Source organism: Paracoccus fistulariae, from assembly GCF_028553785.1.
Classification (GTDB): Bacteria; Pseudomonadota; Alphaproteobacteria; order Rhodobacterales; family Rhodobacteraceae; genus Paracoccus; species Paracoccus fistulariae.
In genome coordinates, this window is the sequence record NZ_CP067136.1 from 3,408,516 (window position 1) to 3,424,203 (window position 15,688).

General features: G+C 63.5%; 16 protein-coding genes. 6 read left to right on the forward strand and 10 right to left on the reverse strand.

The genetic code is table 11. From position 1 onward, the window contains the following. Positions 1-17 precede the first annotated feature (17 nt). The gene (locus JHX87_RS16805; RefSeq protein ID WP_271883641.1) at positions 18-1,079 is read left to right on the forward strand and encodes a CaiB/BaiF CoA transferase family protein; all 1,062 of its coding nucleotides are present in this window, start codon (positions 18-20) and stop codon (positions 1,077-1,079) included. A gap of 1 nt (position 1,080) precedes the next feature. Here the strand turns inward: JHX87_RS16805 and JHX87_RS16810 are convergent, their stop codons facing one another. After that, a complete protein-coding gene (locus JHX87_RS16810; protein ID WP_271883640.1) occupies positions 1,081-2,052 on the reverse strand; it encodes a zinc-binding metallopeptidase family protein in 972 nt (323 codons plus the stop codon). A gap of 273 nt (positions 2,053-2,325) precedes the next feature. On the opposite strand from JHX87_RS16810, the gene JHX87_RS16815 reads away from it, so the two are divergent. From JHX87_RS16815 to JHX87_RS16830, 4 genes are all read left to right on the forward strand, one after another. Next, on the forward strand, positions 2,326-2,988 hold the full coding sequence (locus tag JHX87_RS16815; RefSeq protein ID WP_271883639.1) for a 50S ribosomal protein L21: 663 nt from the start codon (positions 2,326-2,328) through the stop codon (positions 2,986-2,988). Between the two features lie 5 nt (positions 2,989-2,993). Continuing rightward, the gene (rpmA, locus tag JHX87_RS16820; protein ID WP_271883638.1) at positions 2,994-3,266 is read left to right on the forward strand and encodes a 50S ribosomal protein L27; all 273 of its coding nucleotides are present in this window, start codon (positions 2,994-2,996) and stop codon (positions 3,264-3,266) included. A 127-nt stretch (positions 3,267-3,393) separates the two neighbouring features. Further along, a complete protein-coding gene (locus JHX87_RS16825; RefSeq protein WP_271883637.1) occupies positions 3,394-3,945 on the forward strand; it encodes a GNAT family N-acetyltransferase in 552 nt (183 codons plus the stop codon). Positions 3,946-4,072: 127 nt separating this feature from the next. Continuing rightward, on the forward strand, positions 4,073-5,053 hold the full coding sequence (locus JHX87_RS16830) for an LLM class flavin-dependent oxidoreductase (RefSeq protein ID WP_271883883.1): 981 nt from the start codon (positions 4,073-4,075) through the stop codon (positions 5,051-5,053). A 3-nt stretch (positions 5,054-5,056) separates the two neighbouring features. On the opposite strand, the gene JHX87_RS16835 is transcribed toward JHX87_RS16830, so the two are convergent. From JHX87_RS16835 to JHX87_RS16845, 3 genes are read right to left on the reverse strand one after another with little or no spacing between them, the layout of a single operon-like run. Beyond that, a complete protein-coding gene (locus JHX87_RS16835; RefSeq protein WP_271883636.1) occupies positions 5,057-6,403 on the reverse strand; it encodes a sensor histidine kinase in 1,347 nt (448 codons plus the stop codon). Then, entirely contained in the window at positions 6,400-7,062 is a 663-nt protein-coding gene (locus tag JHX87_RS16840) for a response regulator transcription factor (protein WP_271883635.1), read from the reverse strand. Before JHX87_RS16840 ends, JHX87_RS16835 begins: the two co-directional genes overlap by 4 nt. Next, complete coding sequence (locus JHX87_RS16845) at positions 7,062-7,364, reverse strand: PepSY domain-containing protein (protein ID WP_271883634.1); 303 nt, start codon at positions 7,362-7,364, stop codon at positions 7,062-7,064. The genes JHX87_RS16840 and JHX87_RS16845 overlap by 1 nt, the downstream gene beginning before the upstream one ends. Before the next feature lie 146 nt (positions 7,365-7,510). Between JHX87_RS16845 and JHX87_RS16850 the strand changes: the two genes are divergently transcribed. After that, entirely contained in the window at positions 7,511-8,206 is a 696-nt protein-coding gene (locus JHX87_RS16850; protein WP_271883633.1) for a calcium-binding protein, read from the forward strand. A 63-nt stretch (positions 8,207-8,269) separates the two neighbouring features. On the opposite strand, the gene JHX87_RS16855 is transcribed toward JHX87_RS16850, so the two are convergent. The 6 genes from JHX87_RS16855 to JHX87_RS16880 are packed head-to-tail and all read right to left on the reverse strand — an operon-like array spanning position 8,270 to position 15,674. Then, positions 8,270-9,400, reverse strand: a complete 1,131-nt coding sequence (locus tag JHX87_RS16855) for a M20/M25/M40 family metallo-hydrolase (RefSeq protein ID WP_271883632.1) — start codon at positions 9,398-9,400, stop codon at positions 8,270-8,272. Then, positions 9,397-10,572 (reverse strand): M20 aminoacylase family protein, encoded by a 1,176-nt coding sequence (locus JHX87_RS16860; protein WP_271883631.1) that lies wholly within the window; start codon positions 10,570-10,572, stop codon positions 9,397-9,399. Before JHX87_RS16860 ends, JHX87_RS16855 begins: the two co-directional genes overlap by 4 nt. Beyond that, positions 10,556-12,229 (reverse strand): ABC transporter ATP-binding protein, encoded by a 1,674-nt coding sequence (locus JHX87_RS16865; protein WP_271883630.1) that lies wholly within the window; start codon positions 12,227-12,229, stop codon positions 10,556-10,558. Before JHX87_RS16865 ends, JHX87_RS16860 begins: the two co-directional genes overlap by 17 nt. Positions 12,230-12,232: 3 nt before the next feature. Further along, positions 12,233-13,108: an ABC transporter permease gene (locus JHX87_RS16870; protein WP_271883629.1), complete on the reverse strand. Its 876-nt coding sequence runs from the start codon at positions 13,106-13,108 to the stop codon at positions 12,233-12,235. Next, entirely contained in the window at positions 13,108-14,049 is a 942-nt protein-coding gene (locus tag JHX87_RS16875) for an ABC transporter permease (protein ID WP_271883628.1), read from the reverse strand. Before JHX87_RS16875 ends, JHX87_RS16870 begins: the two co-directional genes overlap by 1 nt. A 59-nt stretch (positions 14,050-14,108) precedes the next feature. Next, positions 14,109-15,674 carry an ABC transporter substrate-binding protein gene (locus tag JHX87_RS16880; RefSeq protein WP_271883627.1) on the reverse strand — a complete coding sequence of 522 codons (1,566 nt, stop codon included), beginning with the start codon at positions 15,672-15,674 and terminating at the stop codon, positions 14,109-14,111. Positions 15,675-15,688: the final 14 nt, after the last annotated feature.

Consider the following 15,688-nt stretch of genomic DNA (forward strand, 5'->3'; position numbering starts at 1 on the left):
TCGGCGGGGGAGGCACCATGGTCGCAGCATTGCAAGGCATCCGTATCGTCGAATTCGCCGGTCTTGGTCCGACGCCTTTCGCGGCGATGTGGCTGGCCGAACATGGCGCGCAGGTCGTCCGCATCGTGCGCCCGGAGGAACAGCCGCTGCTGGGCCCGCATCGCGATTTGCTGAACCGTGGCCGGGATTGGGTCGAACTGGACCTGAAACGCCCGCAGGATCATGCCGTCGCCCGCGAACTGGTGCTGCGCGCCGATGCGCTGATCGAAGGGATGCGCCCCGGCGTGATGGAGCGTCTGGGCCTTGGTCCAGCGGATTTCGCCGATAATCCCCGACTGGTCTATGGCCGCATGACGGGATGGGGGCAATCCGGGCCTTTGTCCGACAGCGCGGGCCATGACATCACCTATCTGGCGATCACCGGCGCGCTGCACGCCATCGGTCCTGCCGAACATCCGGTCCCGCCGCTGAACCTGCTGGGGGATTTCGCGGGCGGGTCGATGTATCTGGTCTCGGGCATGCTGGCGGCAATGCTGCGCGCCAGCCGCACGGGGCGCGGGCAGGTGGTGGATGCCGCGATTACCGATGGTGTCGCGCATCTGATGACCATGATTTCGGGGCTGCGCATGGCAAACCTGTGGTCTGACCGGCGCGAGGCCAACCTGCTGGACGGCGGTGCGCCCTATTACAGTCTGTATCGCTGTGCCGATGGCGGTTTTCTGGCCATCGGGGCGATCGAGCCGAAATTCTGGTCGAGATTGCTTGAACTGCTGGGGATCGCGGCCGACAGCCTGCCGGATCGTGGCGATCCCGACAATTGGCCCGCGATCCGGGCACGGCTGGAACAGGTGATCGCACGCCGCTCTCGTGACGAATGGGCGCGGCTGCTGGAGGGGCAGGACGCCTGCGCCGCCCCCGTCCTGTCGATCGACGAGGCCCCGCGCCATCCCCATAACATCGCGCGCCGCAGCTTTTCGGGACATGAGCCGATGCCAGCGCCGCGTCTGTCGGCCACGCCGCCCCATATTCGCAGCGGGCAGGAAATCCGGGCCGAGGTCGCGCTGCAACGCTGGTTGTGATCTATTGCGCGGGCAGGGCGTGATCGGTGATCCAGTCATGCACGAAGGTCAGCTTTTCGCGGATGCGCGGGGTCAGCACGAAGGGATAAAGGTCCGAATTGTCCAGCGCCCGGTTGATGTCATTGATGGCGATGGCGACATCGGTGGTGATGGTCAGAAGATGTTCGGCATTTCCGTCCTGATAGGGGGCGTAATCCGGGGGTAATCCCGACATGGACAGGCCCGCATTCACGAAACTGTCGGTGAAATCGACCATATGCAGCAGATGCGCAGTTGTCTCGGCCCAATCCTCATGCGGATGGGCGGTGGCGTAATCGGTGATATAGTCGCCTTTTGGCGGCTTCGGATTTGCGTAATGCGCTTGCAGGGCCGCACCGTAATCGGCGCGCTCATCCCCGAAAATCTCGCGGAAGGCGGGCAGGAACTCGGGCTGGGCCGAAAGGCGGGTGAACAGGAAATGCGCGATCTCATGCCGCAGATGCCCCACCATCGAGCGGTACTGCTCGCGCAGTTGGTGCTGTCTTTGCAGGCGGATCAGCTCATCCGCCTCGGTAACATTGATGGTGATGATGCCATTGGCATGGCCCATCATCACCGGCTCTTCGCTGTCGCCGATCCGCTCTGACATCATGCGAAAGCGCGGGCGGGGGCCGGGATCCGCCTGGGTGAACCAGCCCCAGTTCGACAGATTGGCCAGCACCCACCGTTTCGCCCGCTCGGCCCGCGCCAGAAGCTGGCGGTTGTCGCCGACCGACAGATCCGGCACCACATCCGTCATCAGGCAGGACCGGCACCAGAGCTGGCCAGGTTCCGCCATCCAGTTGCAGCCGATGCTGTCGCGATTGACGCATGGGGCGGCCTCATTCAGCATGGTGCGCGCCTCGGGGTCGTAGTAAAGCTGCGCCCCGCAGCCGCAGGAGAGGTTGTCGAAAAAGACGCGGTTTCCGCTGGCCGGGCACGTAAAACTTTGCATTTGTCCTATCCTGCGCTTGCTGATGGGAATGCATGAGGAATTGTCAGGGTTCCCGCGAATTTTCGCCTGCCTGACTGCTGTAACAGGCCTGTAACACTTGACTTGGCGGGTCGAATCCGCCATATGCGGGGCAACCGGCCGGGCTTTTGCTCTTGGCCGGCTCGTTATTTTTGAATGACACCCTGATGGACAGGGTGCGCTGTTCGAAGGCGGCATGGCCAGAACTCCGGGCGTACCGGGGCCGAAGGACGCGGTAGACAAAGGAAAGAAGCGATGTTCGCTGTTCTGAAAACTGGCGGCAAGCAATACAAGGTGCAGGCAGGCGATGTGCTGCGCGTTGAAAAGCTGAGTGCCGCAGCTGGCGACAAAGTCCAGTTCAACGATATTCTGATGGTCGGCTCGACCCTGGGTATGCCGCTGGTCGATGGTGCCTGCGTTCAGGCCGAAGTGATCGACCAGATCAAGGCTGACAAGGTCATCACCTATGTCAAGCGCCGCCGCAAGCACAGCTCGCAGCGGACCCGTGGCCACCGTCAGCAACTGACCCTGCTGCGCGTGACCGACGTGCTGGAAAAAGGCGCCGACAAGACCGGCGTGATGGCTGCTGTCGGTGCCCGCACCGCTGGCGCGCAGAAGCCCGCCACCGCCGCGAAGCCCGCCAAGGCAGAGGCTGCCGCTTCGGTCGGCACCCGCCCGTCGAACCTGCTCGACGCGGCGCGCGACGGTCAGGCCGACGATCTGAAACTGATCTCGGGTGTTGGTCCCAAGCTGGAGGAACTCCTGCACGAGAACGGCGTTTACCACTTTGATCAGATCGCGGCCTGGAAGAAGAAAGAGATCGAGTACATGGACGATAAGCTGTCGTTCCATGGCCGGATCGAACGTGACGAATGGATCAAGCAGGCCAAGGAATTGGCCAAAGGCAAGAAGGACTAACAGTCATGGCACATAAGAAAGCAGGCGGTTCGTCCCGTAACGGCCGCGACTCAGCCGGTCGCCGTCTTGGCGTCAAGCTGTATGGCGGTCAGGAAGCCATTGCAGGCAACATCATCGTGCGCCAGCGCGGCACCAAGTGGTGGCCGGGCACGAATGTCGGCATGGGCAAGGATCATACCCTGTTCGCACTGACCGATGGCCAGATCAGCTTCCGCAAGGGACTGAAGGGCCGCACTTATATTTCCGTGGTACCGGCCTCTCTCGAGGCAGCCGAGTAACCCAAAATTAACATTTCGATGTTATCGGGGGGATCGGCGAAAGCCGGTCCCCCCGGACCTTTTTATATCGACCAGTTTCCGGGAGGGGGAAATGGTAATGTCTGCACCCATGCGGGAGGGAACGAGATTGGATGATTTGACCATCAACACGCAGGTGTTGAGCCAGCCAGTCATCGAAACCGAACGCTTCATACTGCGTCCCTTGCGTCCGTCGGATGCCGGGATGATTGCCCATTATACCGCCGATCGCCGCGTCGCCGAGGGCACCCGTGCGATCCCGCATCCGCTGCCGCCGGGCGCATCCGAAAGTTTCGTGATCCGCTCGATGAGCGTGGATCGGACCGAAGATGTCTGGGCCATTGACGGCTCGGCCTACAAGCTTGCCGAATTGCTGGGCGTCGTGTCCCTGACGCAGATGGAGGGCGATCAGTCCGAACTTGGCTTCTGGATAGGCGCGGGCTTCTGGAATACCGGCTTCGCGACAGAGGCTGTCGATGCCGTCGTCAAGGCCAATCCGCATAAATCGCGCACCCTGTTTGCCGAAGTGTTTCAGGACAATCCCGGCTCGGCCCGCGTGCTGACCAATTGCGGCTTTGTCTATCTGGGCGATGCCGAAAGCTGGTCGGTCGCACGCAATGCCCGCGTGCCGACCTGGACCTACGTGCGCAAGATGGGCTGAACTGCCCCTTCGCGATCAAACTGCGCCCGGGGTTACGTCCGGGCGTTTTCATGTCGTGCCTTTGCTTTTCGCGCGGTCAGCCGTTGTAAATCCGCGCGTGCCACCTAATTGCTTTGATATGAGCAAAATTCCTTATTCCCTTCTCGATCTGTCGCCCGTGCCCGAGGGGTTCGAGGCCGCAGATGCGATCCAGAACACGCTTGATCTGGCGAAAAAGGCCGAAAGCTGGGGCTATCATCGCTTCTGGCTGGCCGAGCATCATAATATGCCGGGCATCGCCAGCGCCGCGACCGCGGTCCTGATCGCGCTGGTGGCGCAGGCGACCAGCCGGATGCGTGTGGGGGCGGGCGGTATCATGCTGCCCAATCACGCGCCGCTGACCGTGGCCGAAGCCTTTGGCACGCTGGCCACCGTCTTTCCCGACCGGATCGATCTGGGTCTGGGCCGCGCGCCTGGCGGGGATGCGGCCGTCATTCGCGCGCTGCGCCGCGACCCGATGGCCGACAGCTTTCCGCAGGATGTGGTCGAGCTTCTGACCTATTTCGGGCCGGAAAACCCCGCCGCGCCGGTGCGCGCGCTGCCGGGTGAGGGCACGAATGTGCCAATCTGGATCCTGGGCAGCAGCCTTTACGGCGCGCAACTGGCCGCGCATCTGGGGCTGCCCTATGCCTTTGCCAGCCATTTCGCGCCCGGGGATATGGATCAGGCATTGCAGATTTATCGCGACCGCTTTCGCCCGTCGGACTGGCTGGATCAGCCCAAGGCGATGATCGCCATCAATGTCTTTGCCGCCGATGACGCGGATGAGGCGCATTATCTGCGCAGTTCAATGCAATTGGGTTTTGCGCGTCTGCGTACGGGAATGCCGGGCAAGCTTCCGGCGCCGACCCGCGATCTGGATGGCGCCATCGGCGCTCAGATGCGGCGCATGGTGGATCAGGCGCTGCGTGTCACTACCGTCGGCAATCCCGCGCAGGTCGAGGAACAGTTGCGCGCCCTGATCGCCGCATATCAGCCCGATGAGGTGATCCTGACCGGCCAGATCCACGATCACGCGGCCCGATTGCGCAGCTTCGAGATCGCGTCGCAGGTGATGGCGGGGCTGTGATGCCTATCTGGCGTGCAGGCTGATCTGAACCAGCAGGCCCGGATCCGCATTCTGAAAGCTGACCTCGCCATCCGCCGCATCGACGATATCGGCGACGATGGCCAGCCCGATGCCGTCCCCCTCGCTGCTTTCATCCAGCCGGACACCCCGTCGCGCCAGCTTGCTCAGCGCGGCCTCGGGCACGCCGGGGCCGTCATCGCGAATGGTGATCAGCGCCTGACCGCCCTGCCGCTCGGCGGTGACTGACACCGCGCCTTGCGCATGGCGCATCGCGTTTTCCAGCAGCGCGCCCATCGCTTCGGTCAAATCATCGGCATCGATTCTGGCCAGAAGCCCCGGGTCGGTCTGCGTCTGCCAGCTGATATCGGAACCAATCGGGGTCCGCTTCAGCACCTTCACGACGCGATTGATCACCTGATCGGGCGATGCCTCGGCGCTGCTGCGATCCGATTGGATCCGCGCCCGCGTCAGTTCACGGTCCACAAGGCGACGCATGGCGACCACGACGGTTTCAATGCTGTCAGCCAGCGCGGGCTTGCCCTGATCGCGCAGCTTTTCGGCATCGCCCAGCAGCGCCTGCAAGGGCGTCTTGAAGCCATGCGCCAGATCCGCGGCGCGGTGGCGGGCGCGGTCCAGTTCCACGTCGCGCGCATCCAGAAGCTGATCGATCTGGCGCGACAGCGGCACGACCTCATCGGGCAGATCGGTGCCGATCCGCGCGCGCTGCCCCGAATTCAACGCCGTCACCCGCTTGCTGACCTGCGACAGCGGCTGCAGCCCGATGCGGATCTGCATCCAGAAAGCCGCCAGCAACAGCGCGGCCAGAATGCCCAGAAACGGCAGCAGCGAGGTGACGAAATCGCGCTTGGCCTCTTGCAACGCCGTCCGCTCGGTCGCGACCAGAATGCGCAGCGGCAGCGGGGCGCCCGTCGCGTCCCTGACCAGCAGGCTTTGTTCCAGCACCAGCAGACGTTCCCCCTGCGGGCCCGGCAGCGACAGCACCCGCGTTGCGCCGGGCGCGGCCGCCTCTGCCGGGGGCGTCAGGCGAAAATCCCACAGCGATCTGGAGCGGCGTTCATCCGTCCCCAGACTGATCTGCCAGTAATGGCCCGAATAGGGCTGGTGATACAGGGGGTCCGAGGGCGGATCATGCAGGAAGGGGCGGCCTGCGGGATCGGTCTCGACTATTCCCGCAAGGGCCCGTGCCCGCGCCTCTAGATCATTGACGGCGACGCGTTCGACATGGCGTTCGAATAACAGCGACAGCCCGACTGCCGACAGCCCCAGGGCGATCAGGATGGCAACCGCGCCTGCAAGCATCAGCCGCCAGCGGATGGTGGTCGGCCTCATGCCCCGCTGTCCAGCGCGTAGCCAAAGCCGCGCCGCGTGGCGATGACGCCCGGTCCGATCTTGCGGCGCAGGCGGGTGATGACCGCCTCGACGGCATTGGCCTCTTTCGCGTCGTCATCGCCGTAAAGATGCTCCAGCAATTCGGTCGGCGGCACGACACGGTCGCGGTGCAGAGTCAGATAGGCCAGTAGGCGGAATTCCAGCGGCGTGACCGGCACCGGCACGCCCTCGATCGCGATCTGCATCCGGTTGATATCGACCGACAGCCGCCCGACCTGCTGGACCGAGGCCGCGCGACCGCCCGACCGCCGCACCAGCGCGCGGGCGCGGGCGATCAGTTCCTCCATGCGGAAGGGCTTGGGCAGGTAATCATCGGCGCCCGCGTCGATACCTTCGACCCGTTCGGTCCAGGCGCCCCGCGCGGTCAGGATCAGCACGGGGCTTTCGCATCCCTCGGCCCGCCATCGTTTCAGCACGGTCAGCCCGTCCAGACGCGGCAGACCCAGATCCAGCACGATCAGGTCATAGTTTTCGGTGCCGCCCTGAAACCACGCATCCTCTCCGTTATCGACATGTTCGACCCGAAATCCCGCGGATTCCAGTGCGCGTTGCAGGTCCGTCGCAATTCGCGACTCGTCTTCGACAATAAGGGCGCGCATCAGCCATCCTCTTCAACATCCAGGATCGCGCCGGTTGCCGCGTCCAGATCAACCTCGATCAACAACCCCTCGGGGGTGATCACGTCGATCTCATAGACGCGCGTTCCCTTGTCATATTCAAGTTCCACCTCGACGATCTGACCGGGATGCTCGCGTTCCAGTATCGTCAGGATATCCGCAAGCGGCAGGATTTCACCATCCTGCACCGCATCCAGCACCAGGTCGTAATCCGCCACTGGGACGTCCTGCGCAAAGGGCGCGGATGCGGCGAAGAGGCAGGCGAGGGCAAGGGCGTATTTCATGCCACGGACCATAGCCTGCGCTGGCTGACAATTTGCTGACAGCCGGGATCAGAAAGCTGTCAGTTAACCTTCGCTATAAGCGATTCGTACCCGGGCCAGCCAGGCAAGGCGCAGCCCGATGATGAAAAAAGACAAGGAATTTAACCATGGCCTATAACGGTAATTTTGACGGTGAACTTAATCTTCAGGACGTCGATTGGCTGGGCATCGATCTGCAGAATATCAAGGGCACCATCAAATCCATTGCCACCCGCAACGGCAATGACACGATCGTCGGCGGCAATGGCCCGAACGAGATCAAGGGCGGTGCGGGCAATGACCGCATTCTGGGTGGCCGTGGCCATGACGAGTTGGAAGGCAATGGCGGTCGCGACATTCTGATCGGCGGCGCCGGGAATGATGAGCTGGAAGGCGGCGCGGGCCATGACACGCTGCGCGGCGGCGCGGGCCATGATGAGCTTGAGGGCGGCGCCGGTCGTGACCGGTTGTTCGGCAATGGCGGTCGTGACGATCTTGAAGGCGGCGCGGGTGCCGATACGCTGAATGGCGGCGTGGGGGCCGACACGCTTGAGGGCGGTCGTGGCAATGACATCCTGATCGGCGGTGCCGGTGCGGATCAGTTCGAATTCGATCTGGGTCATGGCCGCGACATCATCCGCGATTTCGAAAACGGTCGCGACAAGATCGAGATTGACGATTTCAGCCGCGCTCAGGTCCGTCAGGTCATCAACAATGCCGTTCAGGATGGCGATGACGTCGTCGTCACGCTGTCGCATAACACGTCTTTCACGCTGGAAGACATGCAGCTGAACCAGCTGGATATGAGCGATTTCGTTTTCTGAACCGAGTGATCTGTTCACCAGTGCCGTGGGGTGGCCAGTCGGTTCTGGCCGCCCTTTTTGCGTTCAGCGGATCTCCATCATCAGGCCCGCAGCCAATCGGGCACGTTCCGCCAGGCTGTCGATCTGGATATGTTCGTTCAGCGTATGCAGGCCCGCGCCACGCGGGCCGATGGAATCCAGCGTCGGCACGCCCATCGCGCCGGTGAAATTGCCGTCCGATCCGCCGCCCGCGCTGCCTGCGGTCAGCTCAAAGCCGATCTGGGCGCTAAGGCGGTGGGCCAGATCGTAAAGCTGCATGGTGCCCTGATCCGGTTCCCAGACAGGGCGCGTCACGCCACGGTTCACGATGAAATCGACGCCGCCTTCATGGCCCTGAAGCGCCTCGATCGCCGCCACGCCCCGATCCAGATCTGCCTGAGTCTTGGCCATGCTCAGCACCTCGGCCCGGCATTCGGATGAGACGCAATTCACCCATTGCCCGGCATGGATGACCCCGACCGAGAAGGTGCAGTCCTCGGTCGTCATGGCCTCGATTTCCAGGATCTTGCGGGCCATCGCGGCAATGGCCGAGCGGCCGTCCTTCAGCGCCCAACCGGCATGGCTGGGCCGCCCCTGCGTCAGCAGATCAAAGCGCGCGATCGCATAGCGCCCGATCACCGCGCCGCCATCGGCCGAGGCCGGTTCGGGGACCAGAACGGCGCGCTGGCCACGGGCGTGATCCTCGATCAGGTCGCGGGTGGCGGGGGTGCCGACCTCTTCATCGGGGGTGAACAGGAAGGTCACCGGCAGGGGCGTCTGCAGCCCGGCTTTCAGGATCTGGCGCATCGCCTCCAGCATGACGTAATTGCCGCCCTTCATGTCCTGAATGCCGGGGCCATAGGCGCGGCCATCCTGAACCCGGAAGGGAAGCTTTTCCAGCGTACCGATGGGGTGGACCGTGTCGAAATGGCCCGACACCAGAATTCCCGGCTTGCCCTGATCGGGATGCGGAAAGCTGGCGCGAATGGAATCGCCAAAGCCCCCGGTGCCGGGGATTGTTTCCACCGTGGCGCCAATCGCGGACAGATCCCGCGCGGCCATGGCCATCATCCGGCTGACGGCTGCGGCATCCCAGGTCGGGCTTTCGCATTCGACCCAAGGGCGCAACCCGGCCAGCATCTGATCCGAATCGAAGGGCAGGGCCAACGGGTTCATGCGGCGTTCCCCAAGGGCAGGCGGCGTTCGATCAGGCGGGCATAGATCGAGGCGCCGACCGGCAGAATCTCCGGGTCCAGCACAAAGCCCGGATTATGCAGCGGCACCGTGCCCGCATGGCCCAGATTGCCATAGGCGCCGGGCACGACCTGCAACATATCGGCAAAATCCTCGGATCCGGTGAAGGGGGCGATGGTATCGTCAACATTCGCATCGCCCACGATATCGCTCGCCGCCGCCAGCCACTCGTCGCTGAGGGTGTCGTCATTGACCAGAACGTCGAAGATTTCGCGGAACTCCACCCCGATCTGCAACCCATAGGCCAGCTCGAACCCCTGACAGATTTCGCGCATGCGGCTTTGCATCAGGTCGCGGATCTCGGGCTTGAAAAAGCGGATGGTGCCCGCGATCCGGGCGGTTTCGGGCACCACGTTATAGGCGCTGCCCGCGTGTATCTGGGTGACCGACAGCACCGCCTGTTCCAGCGGGGGCATGTTGCGGCCCAGAATCGTCTGGAACTGTCCGACCAATGCCGAGGCCGCGACCAGCGCATCGCGCGATTGCTGTGGCATGGCGGCATGGCTGCCCTTGCCCTTGACCGTGATGTCAAAGAAGGACGCCCCGGCCATGGCCGCGCCCTTGCAGATCATCGCCCGGTTGGGCTTGCCGTTTGGCTGATTGTGCATGCCATAGACCTCATCCACCGGAAAGCGCTGGAACAGCCCGTCCGCGATCATGCCGCGCGCGCCGCCCAGACCCTCTTCGGCGGGCTGGAAGATGAAGACGGCGGTGCCGTCGAAATTGCGGCTGTCGGCCAGATATCTGGCCGCGCCCAGCAGCATGGTGGTGTGGCCGTCATGTCCGCAGGCATGCATCCGATCGGGCGTCTGCGAGGCATAGTCCAGCCCGCTGGTTTCCGTGATCGGCAGCGCGTCCATATCGGCGCGCAGACCGATCCGGCGATTGCCCGCGCCCTTGCCGCGCAGGATGCCCACTACGCCGGTGCCCGCGATCTTTTCATGCACCTCGTCAAAGCCGTATTCGCGCAGCTTTTCGGCGACGATGCCCGAGGTGCGGACCTCTTCGAAGCCGATCTCGGGATTGGCGTGCAGATCGCGAAAGATCCGGGACAGCTCGGCTGCGGTGGCGTCAATCTCAGGCAGGACGGGCATCGGGGGCCTCATTCATCATACGGAAATTCTGGAAATCCCAGTTTCGGCCGGGGGCGGCCTCGATCAGGGCACGGGTATAGGGATGGGCGGGGGCGCCCAGCACATCGGCGGCAGGGCCGTGTTCGACCACGGCGCCGCGCTGCATGACGATGACATCGTCGCAGATCTGGGCGGCGACGCGCAGGTCGTGGGTGATAAAGACGATGGCGATGCCCAGTTCCTGCTGCAACTGGTCCAGCAGGTCCAGCACCTGCGCCTGAACCGAGACATCCAGCGCCGACACGGCCTCATCCGCGACCAGCACATCGGGGCGCATCATCACCGCGCGGGCAATCGCGATCCGCTGTCGCTGCCCGCCAGAGAACATATGCGGATAGCGGTGCAGCGCGTCTTCGGGCAGGCCCACGACCTGCAACAGCCGCGCGGCCTCGGCCATCGCCTCGGGCTTGGGCGTGCCATAGTTCAGCGGGCCTTCGGTCAGGCTGCGCGCAATGGTCCAGCGCGGGTTCAGCGAGCGCATCGGATCCTGAAACACCACCTGCAGCTTCTGGCGATGCGGGCGCAGCCGATTGCGCGACAGCGTGGCGATATCGCTGCCATCCAGCAGGATCCGGCCCGAACTGGGATCGATCAGCCGCATGATGCAGCGCGCCACGGTGGATTTGCCGGACCCGGATTCCCCCACGATCCCAAGCGTCCGACCGCGTGTCAGGGTAAAGCTGACATCCTTGGCGGCATGGGCCTGTGGCAGTTTCTTCAGGATGCCACCGCCGCCATAGATCTTGTTCAGACGCTCGACCTGCAAGACGATCTCGGACCCTTCGGGGCGGGCAGGGCGCGGCGACAGGCTGGGAACCGAGGCCAGCAGATCGCGGGTATAGTCCTTTTGCGGATGCCGCAGGATCTGTTCGACCGGCCCGCGTTCGACGATCTCGCCATATTTCATCACATAGACGGTATCGGCGATCTCGGCGACGACGCCCATATCATGGGTGATGAACAGGACCGCCGTGCCGTGATTGGCCTGCAATTCGTCAATCAGCGACAGGATCTGCTTTTGCGTCGTCACATCCAGCGCGGTGGTCGGTTCGTCGGCGATCAGCAGCACGGGTTCCAGCACCAGCGCCATCGCAATCATGATGCGCTGCCGCTGCCCGCCGGACAGCTGGTGGGGATAGCTGGAAAAGACCCGTTCGACATCCGGCAGGTGCACCTGCTCCATGATGTCGATGGCGCGTTGACGGCGCTCGGCCGAGGAGAGGCTGGTATGCAGCTCCATCACCTCCATGATCTGATCGCCGACACGCAGCACCGGGTTCAGCGCCGTCATCGGTTCCTGAAAGATCATCGCGACGCGGGCGGCGCGCAATTCCCGCATCTGCGCCTGCGTCAGCGGCAAGAGGTTCTGGCCCTGAAGGTTGATCCGGCCACCTGTGACCTTCAGCGCCTCGGGCAGCAGGCCCATGATCGCCAGAGAGGTGACGGATTTGCCCGAACCGGATTCACCCACAAGACAGACCGTCTCGCCCTGATGGATGGTGACATCGATCCCTTTCAGCACCTGCGGCTGGCCCGGCGTATCGGGCAGGGCGACGGTCAGATCGTCGGTTTCAACGGCGATATCCGCCTGATCGAAATTGCGTGACTTGAACTGCATGGCTTACCCCGCCCGTTTCTTCAGCCGTGGATCCAGCATGTCGCGTGCGGCATCGCCCAGCAGGTTGATGGACAGGATACACAGCGACAGCATCAGGCCGGGATACAGGATCAGCTCGGGCTTGATGCGAAAGAACAGGCGTCCCTCTGCCATGATATTGCCCCATGTCGGGGTTTCGGTGCTGACGCCCGCGCCCAGAAAGGACAGGATCGCCTCGGTCAGGATGGCGGATGCCAGGATATAGGTGCCCTGAACGATCAGCGGCGCCAGCGTGTTCGGCACCAGATGCTGGATCAGGATTTTCGGCATGGAAGAGCCAAGGGCGATGGCCGCCTCGACATAGGGTTCCTCGCGCGCGGTCAGCACGACGGAGCGGACCAGACGCACCACGCGCGGGATTTCGGGGATGGTGATGGCCGCGATGACCGACCCGACCGAGGGGCCGTTCAGCGCCACCAGCGCAATCGCCAGCAGGATCGAGGGGATGGCCATCAGCGCATCCATCATCCGCATGATGATCGCATCGGCGGTGCGGAAAAAGCCTGCGACCATGCCGATCACCAGCCCCACAAGGACCGAGACGACCGCCGTGGCAATGCCGATCATCAGCGACAGCCGCCCGCCGATCAGCACGCGCGACAGGATATCGCGCCCGAAATTGTCGGTGCCAAGCGGGTGCCCCTCGATCGGGCCTTTCAGGCGCACCAGCGGGTCCATGACCAGCGGATCATGCGGCGCGATCCAGGGCGCCAGCAGCGTGACGATGACGATGACCGCCAGCACGAAGGCGGCGATGCGCGGGGCGATCCCGGCATTGGGCATGCGGATCATCCGCAGAACCGGCTGCATGGCCGAGGCAGGAGGAGGTGTCTGTGCCATCAGTAGCGGATCCTTGGGTCAAAGAGCGAATAGCTGAGGTCGATCAGCAGGTTGACCAGCACGTAAAGGAAACTGGTCAGCAGGATCATGGCCTGAATGACCGGATAGTCCCGCGCCAGGATGGCATCGACGGTCAGGCGGCCAATGCCCGGGATGTTGAACACGGTTTCGGTCACCACGACGCCGCCGATCAGCAGGGCGAAGCCGGTGCCGATGACGGTCAGGATCGGCACGGCCGCGTTTTTCAGCGCATGGCGGAACAGCACGATCCGTTCCGGCGCGCCCTTGGCGCGGGCGGTGCGGATGTAATCCTCGCCCAGTACCTCCAGCATATTGGCGCGGGTCATGCGCGCGATCAGCGCGACATAGATCGTGGTCAGGGTCAGCGCGGGCAGGAAGGCGTTGTGCAGGAAGGCAAGGAACCCTTCCGAGATCGGCGTATAGCCCTGCACCGGGAACCAGCCCAGCTTCAGTGAAAAGATCAGAATGAAGATATAGCCGATGACAAAGACCGGCACCGAAAAGCCCAGGACAGAGAATGTCATCACCGCGTAATCCGCCGCGCTGCGATGTTTCCATGCGGCGATCACCCCCATCGGCACGGCCAGCATCACCGACATGATGATGGTCAGCAGCGCAATGGACAGCGTCGGCTCCATCCGGTCCGCGATCATTCCCGATACCGAGGTTTTCGAGATCAGCGAGGTGCCCAGATCGCCCTGCAGCAGCTGCCCGACCCAGGTGATGAACTGCACATGCAGCGGCTGGTTCAGGCCCATCGCCTCGCGGATGCGCTCTAGCTGGGCGGGGGTGGCCATGTCGCCCGCGATGATCGCCGCCGGGTCGCCCGGCGTCAGGCGCAGCAGCAGGAAGACGAAGACGGCCACCAGCAGCATGACGGGTATCACGGCCAGAATGCGGCGCAGGACATATCCAAGCATCGAAAAATCCTCGATCGGTCAGGTGCGGGGCGGCGCGTCCTGCCGTCCCGCAAGTTCGGTCACTCGCCCTTCTTGAGGTTCCAGAAGACCGGCACGGGCGACGGGATCATATCCGTCACATTGGCCCGCCGCGCCTGCGGCAGGGTGTACTGGCCCAAGGGCACCTCAAGCACGGTTTCGATCGAGTGGCTCTGGATTTCCTCGGCCGCGGCCTTTTGACCTTCCAGATCGGGGGCGGCGATGTAATCCTCTTTCAACTGCTCGACCCGTTCATCGCTGGGCCAGCCAAACCAGGCGTCATTGCCGCGCCCGTTCAGCATCGGGTTCGAGATCGGATTCGAAATCTCGGGCACCATCCAGTTGGTGATGAACATGTTCCAGCCGCCATCGGCAGGCGCTGCCTGACCCGCGCGGCGGGTGACCAGCGTTTGCCAGTCCATCGGCTGCATATCGACGTTGAAGCCTATATTGCGCAGCATCTGCGACACGACCACAGGCTGCGTCGCCAGCGCCACCAGATCGGTCGGCGCCATCAGCACGACCGGCGTGCCGTCATAACCCGAGTCCGCCAGCATCGCCTTGGCCGCTTCCATATCCGCGCCCTGTGTCAGGCTCTCGGTGCCGGTTTCGCTGCCCAGCGGCGTGCCGCAGCCCAGCAGGGCGCCGCAGATCTGGTAATATTCCGGGTTGCCGATCATCGCCGCCAGCACGGTTTCCTGCGAAATCGCGCGCAGGGCGGCCTGACGGACCTTTTCATTGTCGAAGGGAGGGTGAAGGAAGTTCATCCGCGCCATGGTCATCATGCCGGTCGGCTCTCGCACCTCGACCACGACATTCGGATCGCCCTCCAGCAGGGGCACCAGATCGACCTGCATCTGTTCGATATAGTCGATCTCTCCGCCCGACAGCGCGTTCACGGCGGTCTGGATATCGGGCATGTTCACCCATTTGACGGTATCGACATTCACCACCTTGCCGCCCGCCATCCAGTCGGCGGGCTCGTCACGCGGGACGTAATCGGCGTTCTTGGAATAGGTGACGCTGACGCCCGGCTGGAATTCATCCGTCTCGAAGATGAAGGGGCCAGAGCCGGTGTAATCGGTGATCGGCTCATCCGCCGGCGTTTCGGCCACGCGCGCGGGCATGATGAAGGGGGGCAGGGCCGATTGCTTGGACAGGACATCCAGCATCGGCACGAATGGCTCTTTCAGCGTCCAGGTGATCGTCTTGTCGTCGGTCGCCTCCAGGCTTTCGGTGCGGTCCATCACGACCTGCCCGCCCGCATCCTTCTGCGCCCAGCGTTTCAGCGAGGCGACGGCATCGGCTGCCGTCACCGGCGCCCCGTCATGGAATTTCAACCCGTCGCGCAGGGTGAAGGTATAGACCTTCTGATCGTCCGAAATCGTCCAGTCCGCCATCTGCGGCTGCGGCTGGAATTCGGAATCCTGCGCGATCAGCACGTCATAGATCATATAGGCATGGTTGCGGGTGATATGTGCCGTGGTGATCACCGGGTCCAGCACGCGCAGGCCCGAATGCATCACGGCCGTCACGGTGGTTTCGGCCCAGGCTGCACCCGCAAGCATGGTCGAGGCCAGCAGGGTCGCGGTCAATCGTTGAAACATGATTTCCTCTCTGG

What these genes read in the sequence shown, in the direction of transcription:
- JHX87_RS16805 (WP_271883641.1), top strand. Translation starts at nt 18, where the DNA reads ATGGTCGCAGCATTGCAAGGCATCCGTATCGTCGAATTCGCCGGTCTT.
- JHX87_RS16810 (WP_271883640.1), bottom strand. Translation starts at nt 2,052, where the DNA reads ATGCAAAGTTTTACGTGCCCGGCCAGCGGAAACCGCGTCTTTTTCGAC.
- JHX87_RS16815 (WP_271883639.1), top strand. Translation starts at nt 2,326, where the DNA reads ATGTTCGCTGTTCTGAAAACTGGCGGCAAGCAATACAAGGTGCAGGCA.
- rpmA (WP_271883638.1), top strand. Translation starts at nt 2,994, where the DNA reads ATGGCACATAAGAAAGCAGGCGGTTCGTCCCGTAACGGCCGCGACTCA.
- JHX87_RS16835 (WP_271883636.1), bottom strand. Translation starts at nt 6,403, where the DNA reads ATGAGGCCGACCACCATCCGCTGGCGGCTGATGCTTGCAGGCGCGGTT.
- JHX87_RS16840 (WP_271883635.1), bottom strand. Translation starts at nt 7,062, where the DNA reads ATGCGCGCCCTTATTGTCGAAGACGAGTCGCGAATTGCGACGGACCTG.
- JHX87_RS16845 (WP_271883634.1), bottom strand. Translation starts at nt 7,364, where the DNA reads ATGAAATACGCCCTTGCCCTCGCCTGCCTCTTCGCCGCATCCGCGCCC.
- JHX87_RS16850 (WP_271883633.1), top strand. Translation starts at nt 7,511, where the DNA reads ATGGCCTATAACGGTAATTTTGACGGTGAACTTAATCTTCAGGACGTC.
- JHX87_RS16855 (WP_271883632.1), bottom strand. Translation starts at nt 9,400, where the DNA reads ATGAACCCGTTGGCCCTGCCCTTCGATTCGGATCAGATGCTGGCCGGG.
- JHX87_RS16860 (WP_271883631.1), bottom strand. Translation starts at nt 10,572, where the DNA reads ATGCCCGTCCTGCCTGAGATTGACGCCACCGCAGCCGAGCTGTCCCGG.
- JHX87_RS16865 (WP_271883630.1), bottom strand. Translation starts at nt 12,229, where the DNA reads ATGCAGTTCAAGTCACGCAATTTCGATCAGGCGGATATCGCCGTTGAA.
- JHX87_RS16870 (WP_271883629.1), bottom strand. Translation starts at nt 13,108, where the DNA reads ATGGCACAGACACCTCCTCCTGCCTCGGCCATGCAGCCGGTTCTGCGG.
- JHX87_RS16875 (WP_271883628.1), bottom strand. Translation starts at nt 14,049, where the DNA reads ATGCTTGGATATGTCCTGCGCCGCATTCTGGCCGTGATACCCGTCATG.
- JHX87_RS16880 (WP_271883627.1), bottom strand. Translation starts at nt 15,674, where the DNA reads ATGTTTCAACGATTGACCGCGACCCTGCTGGCCTCGACCATGCTTGCG.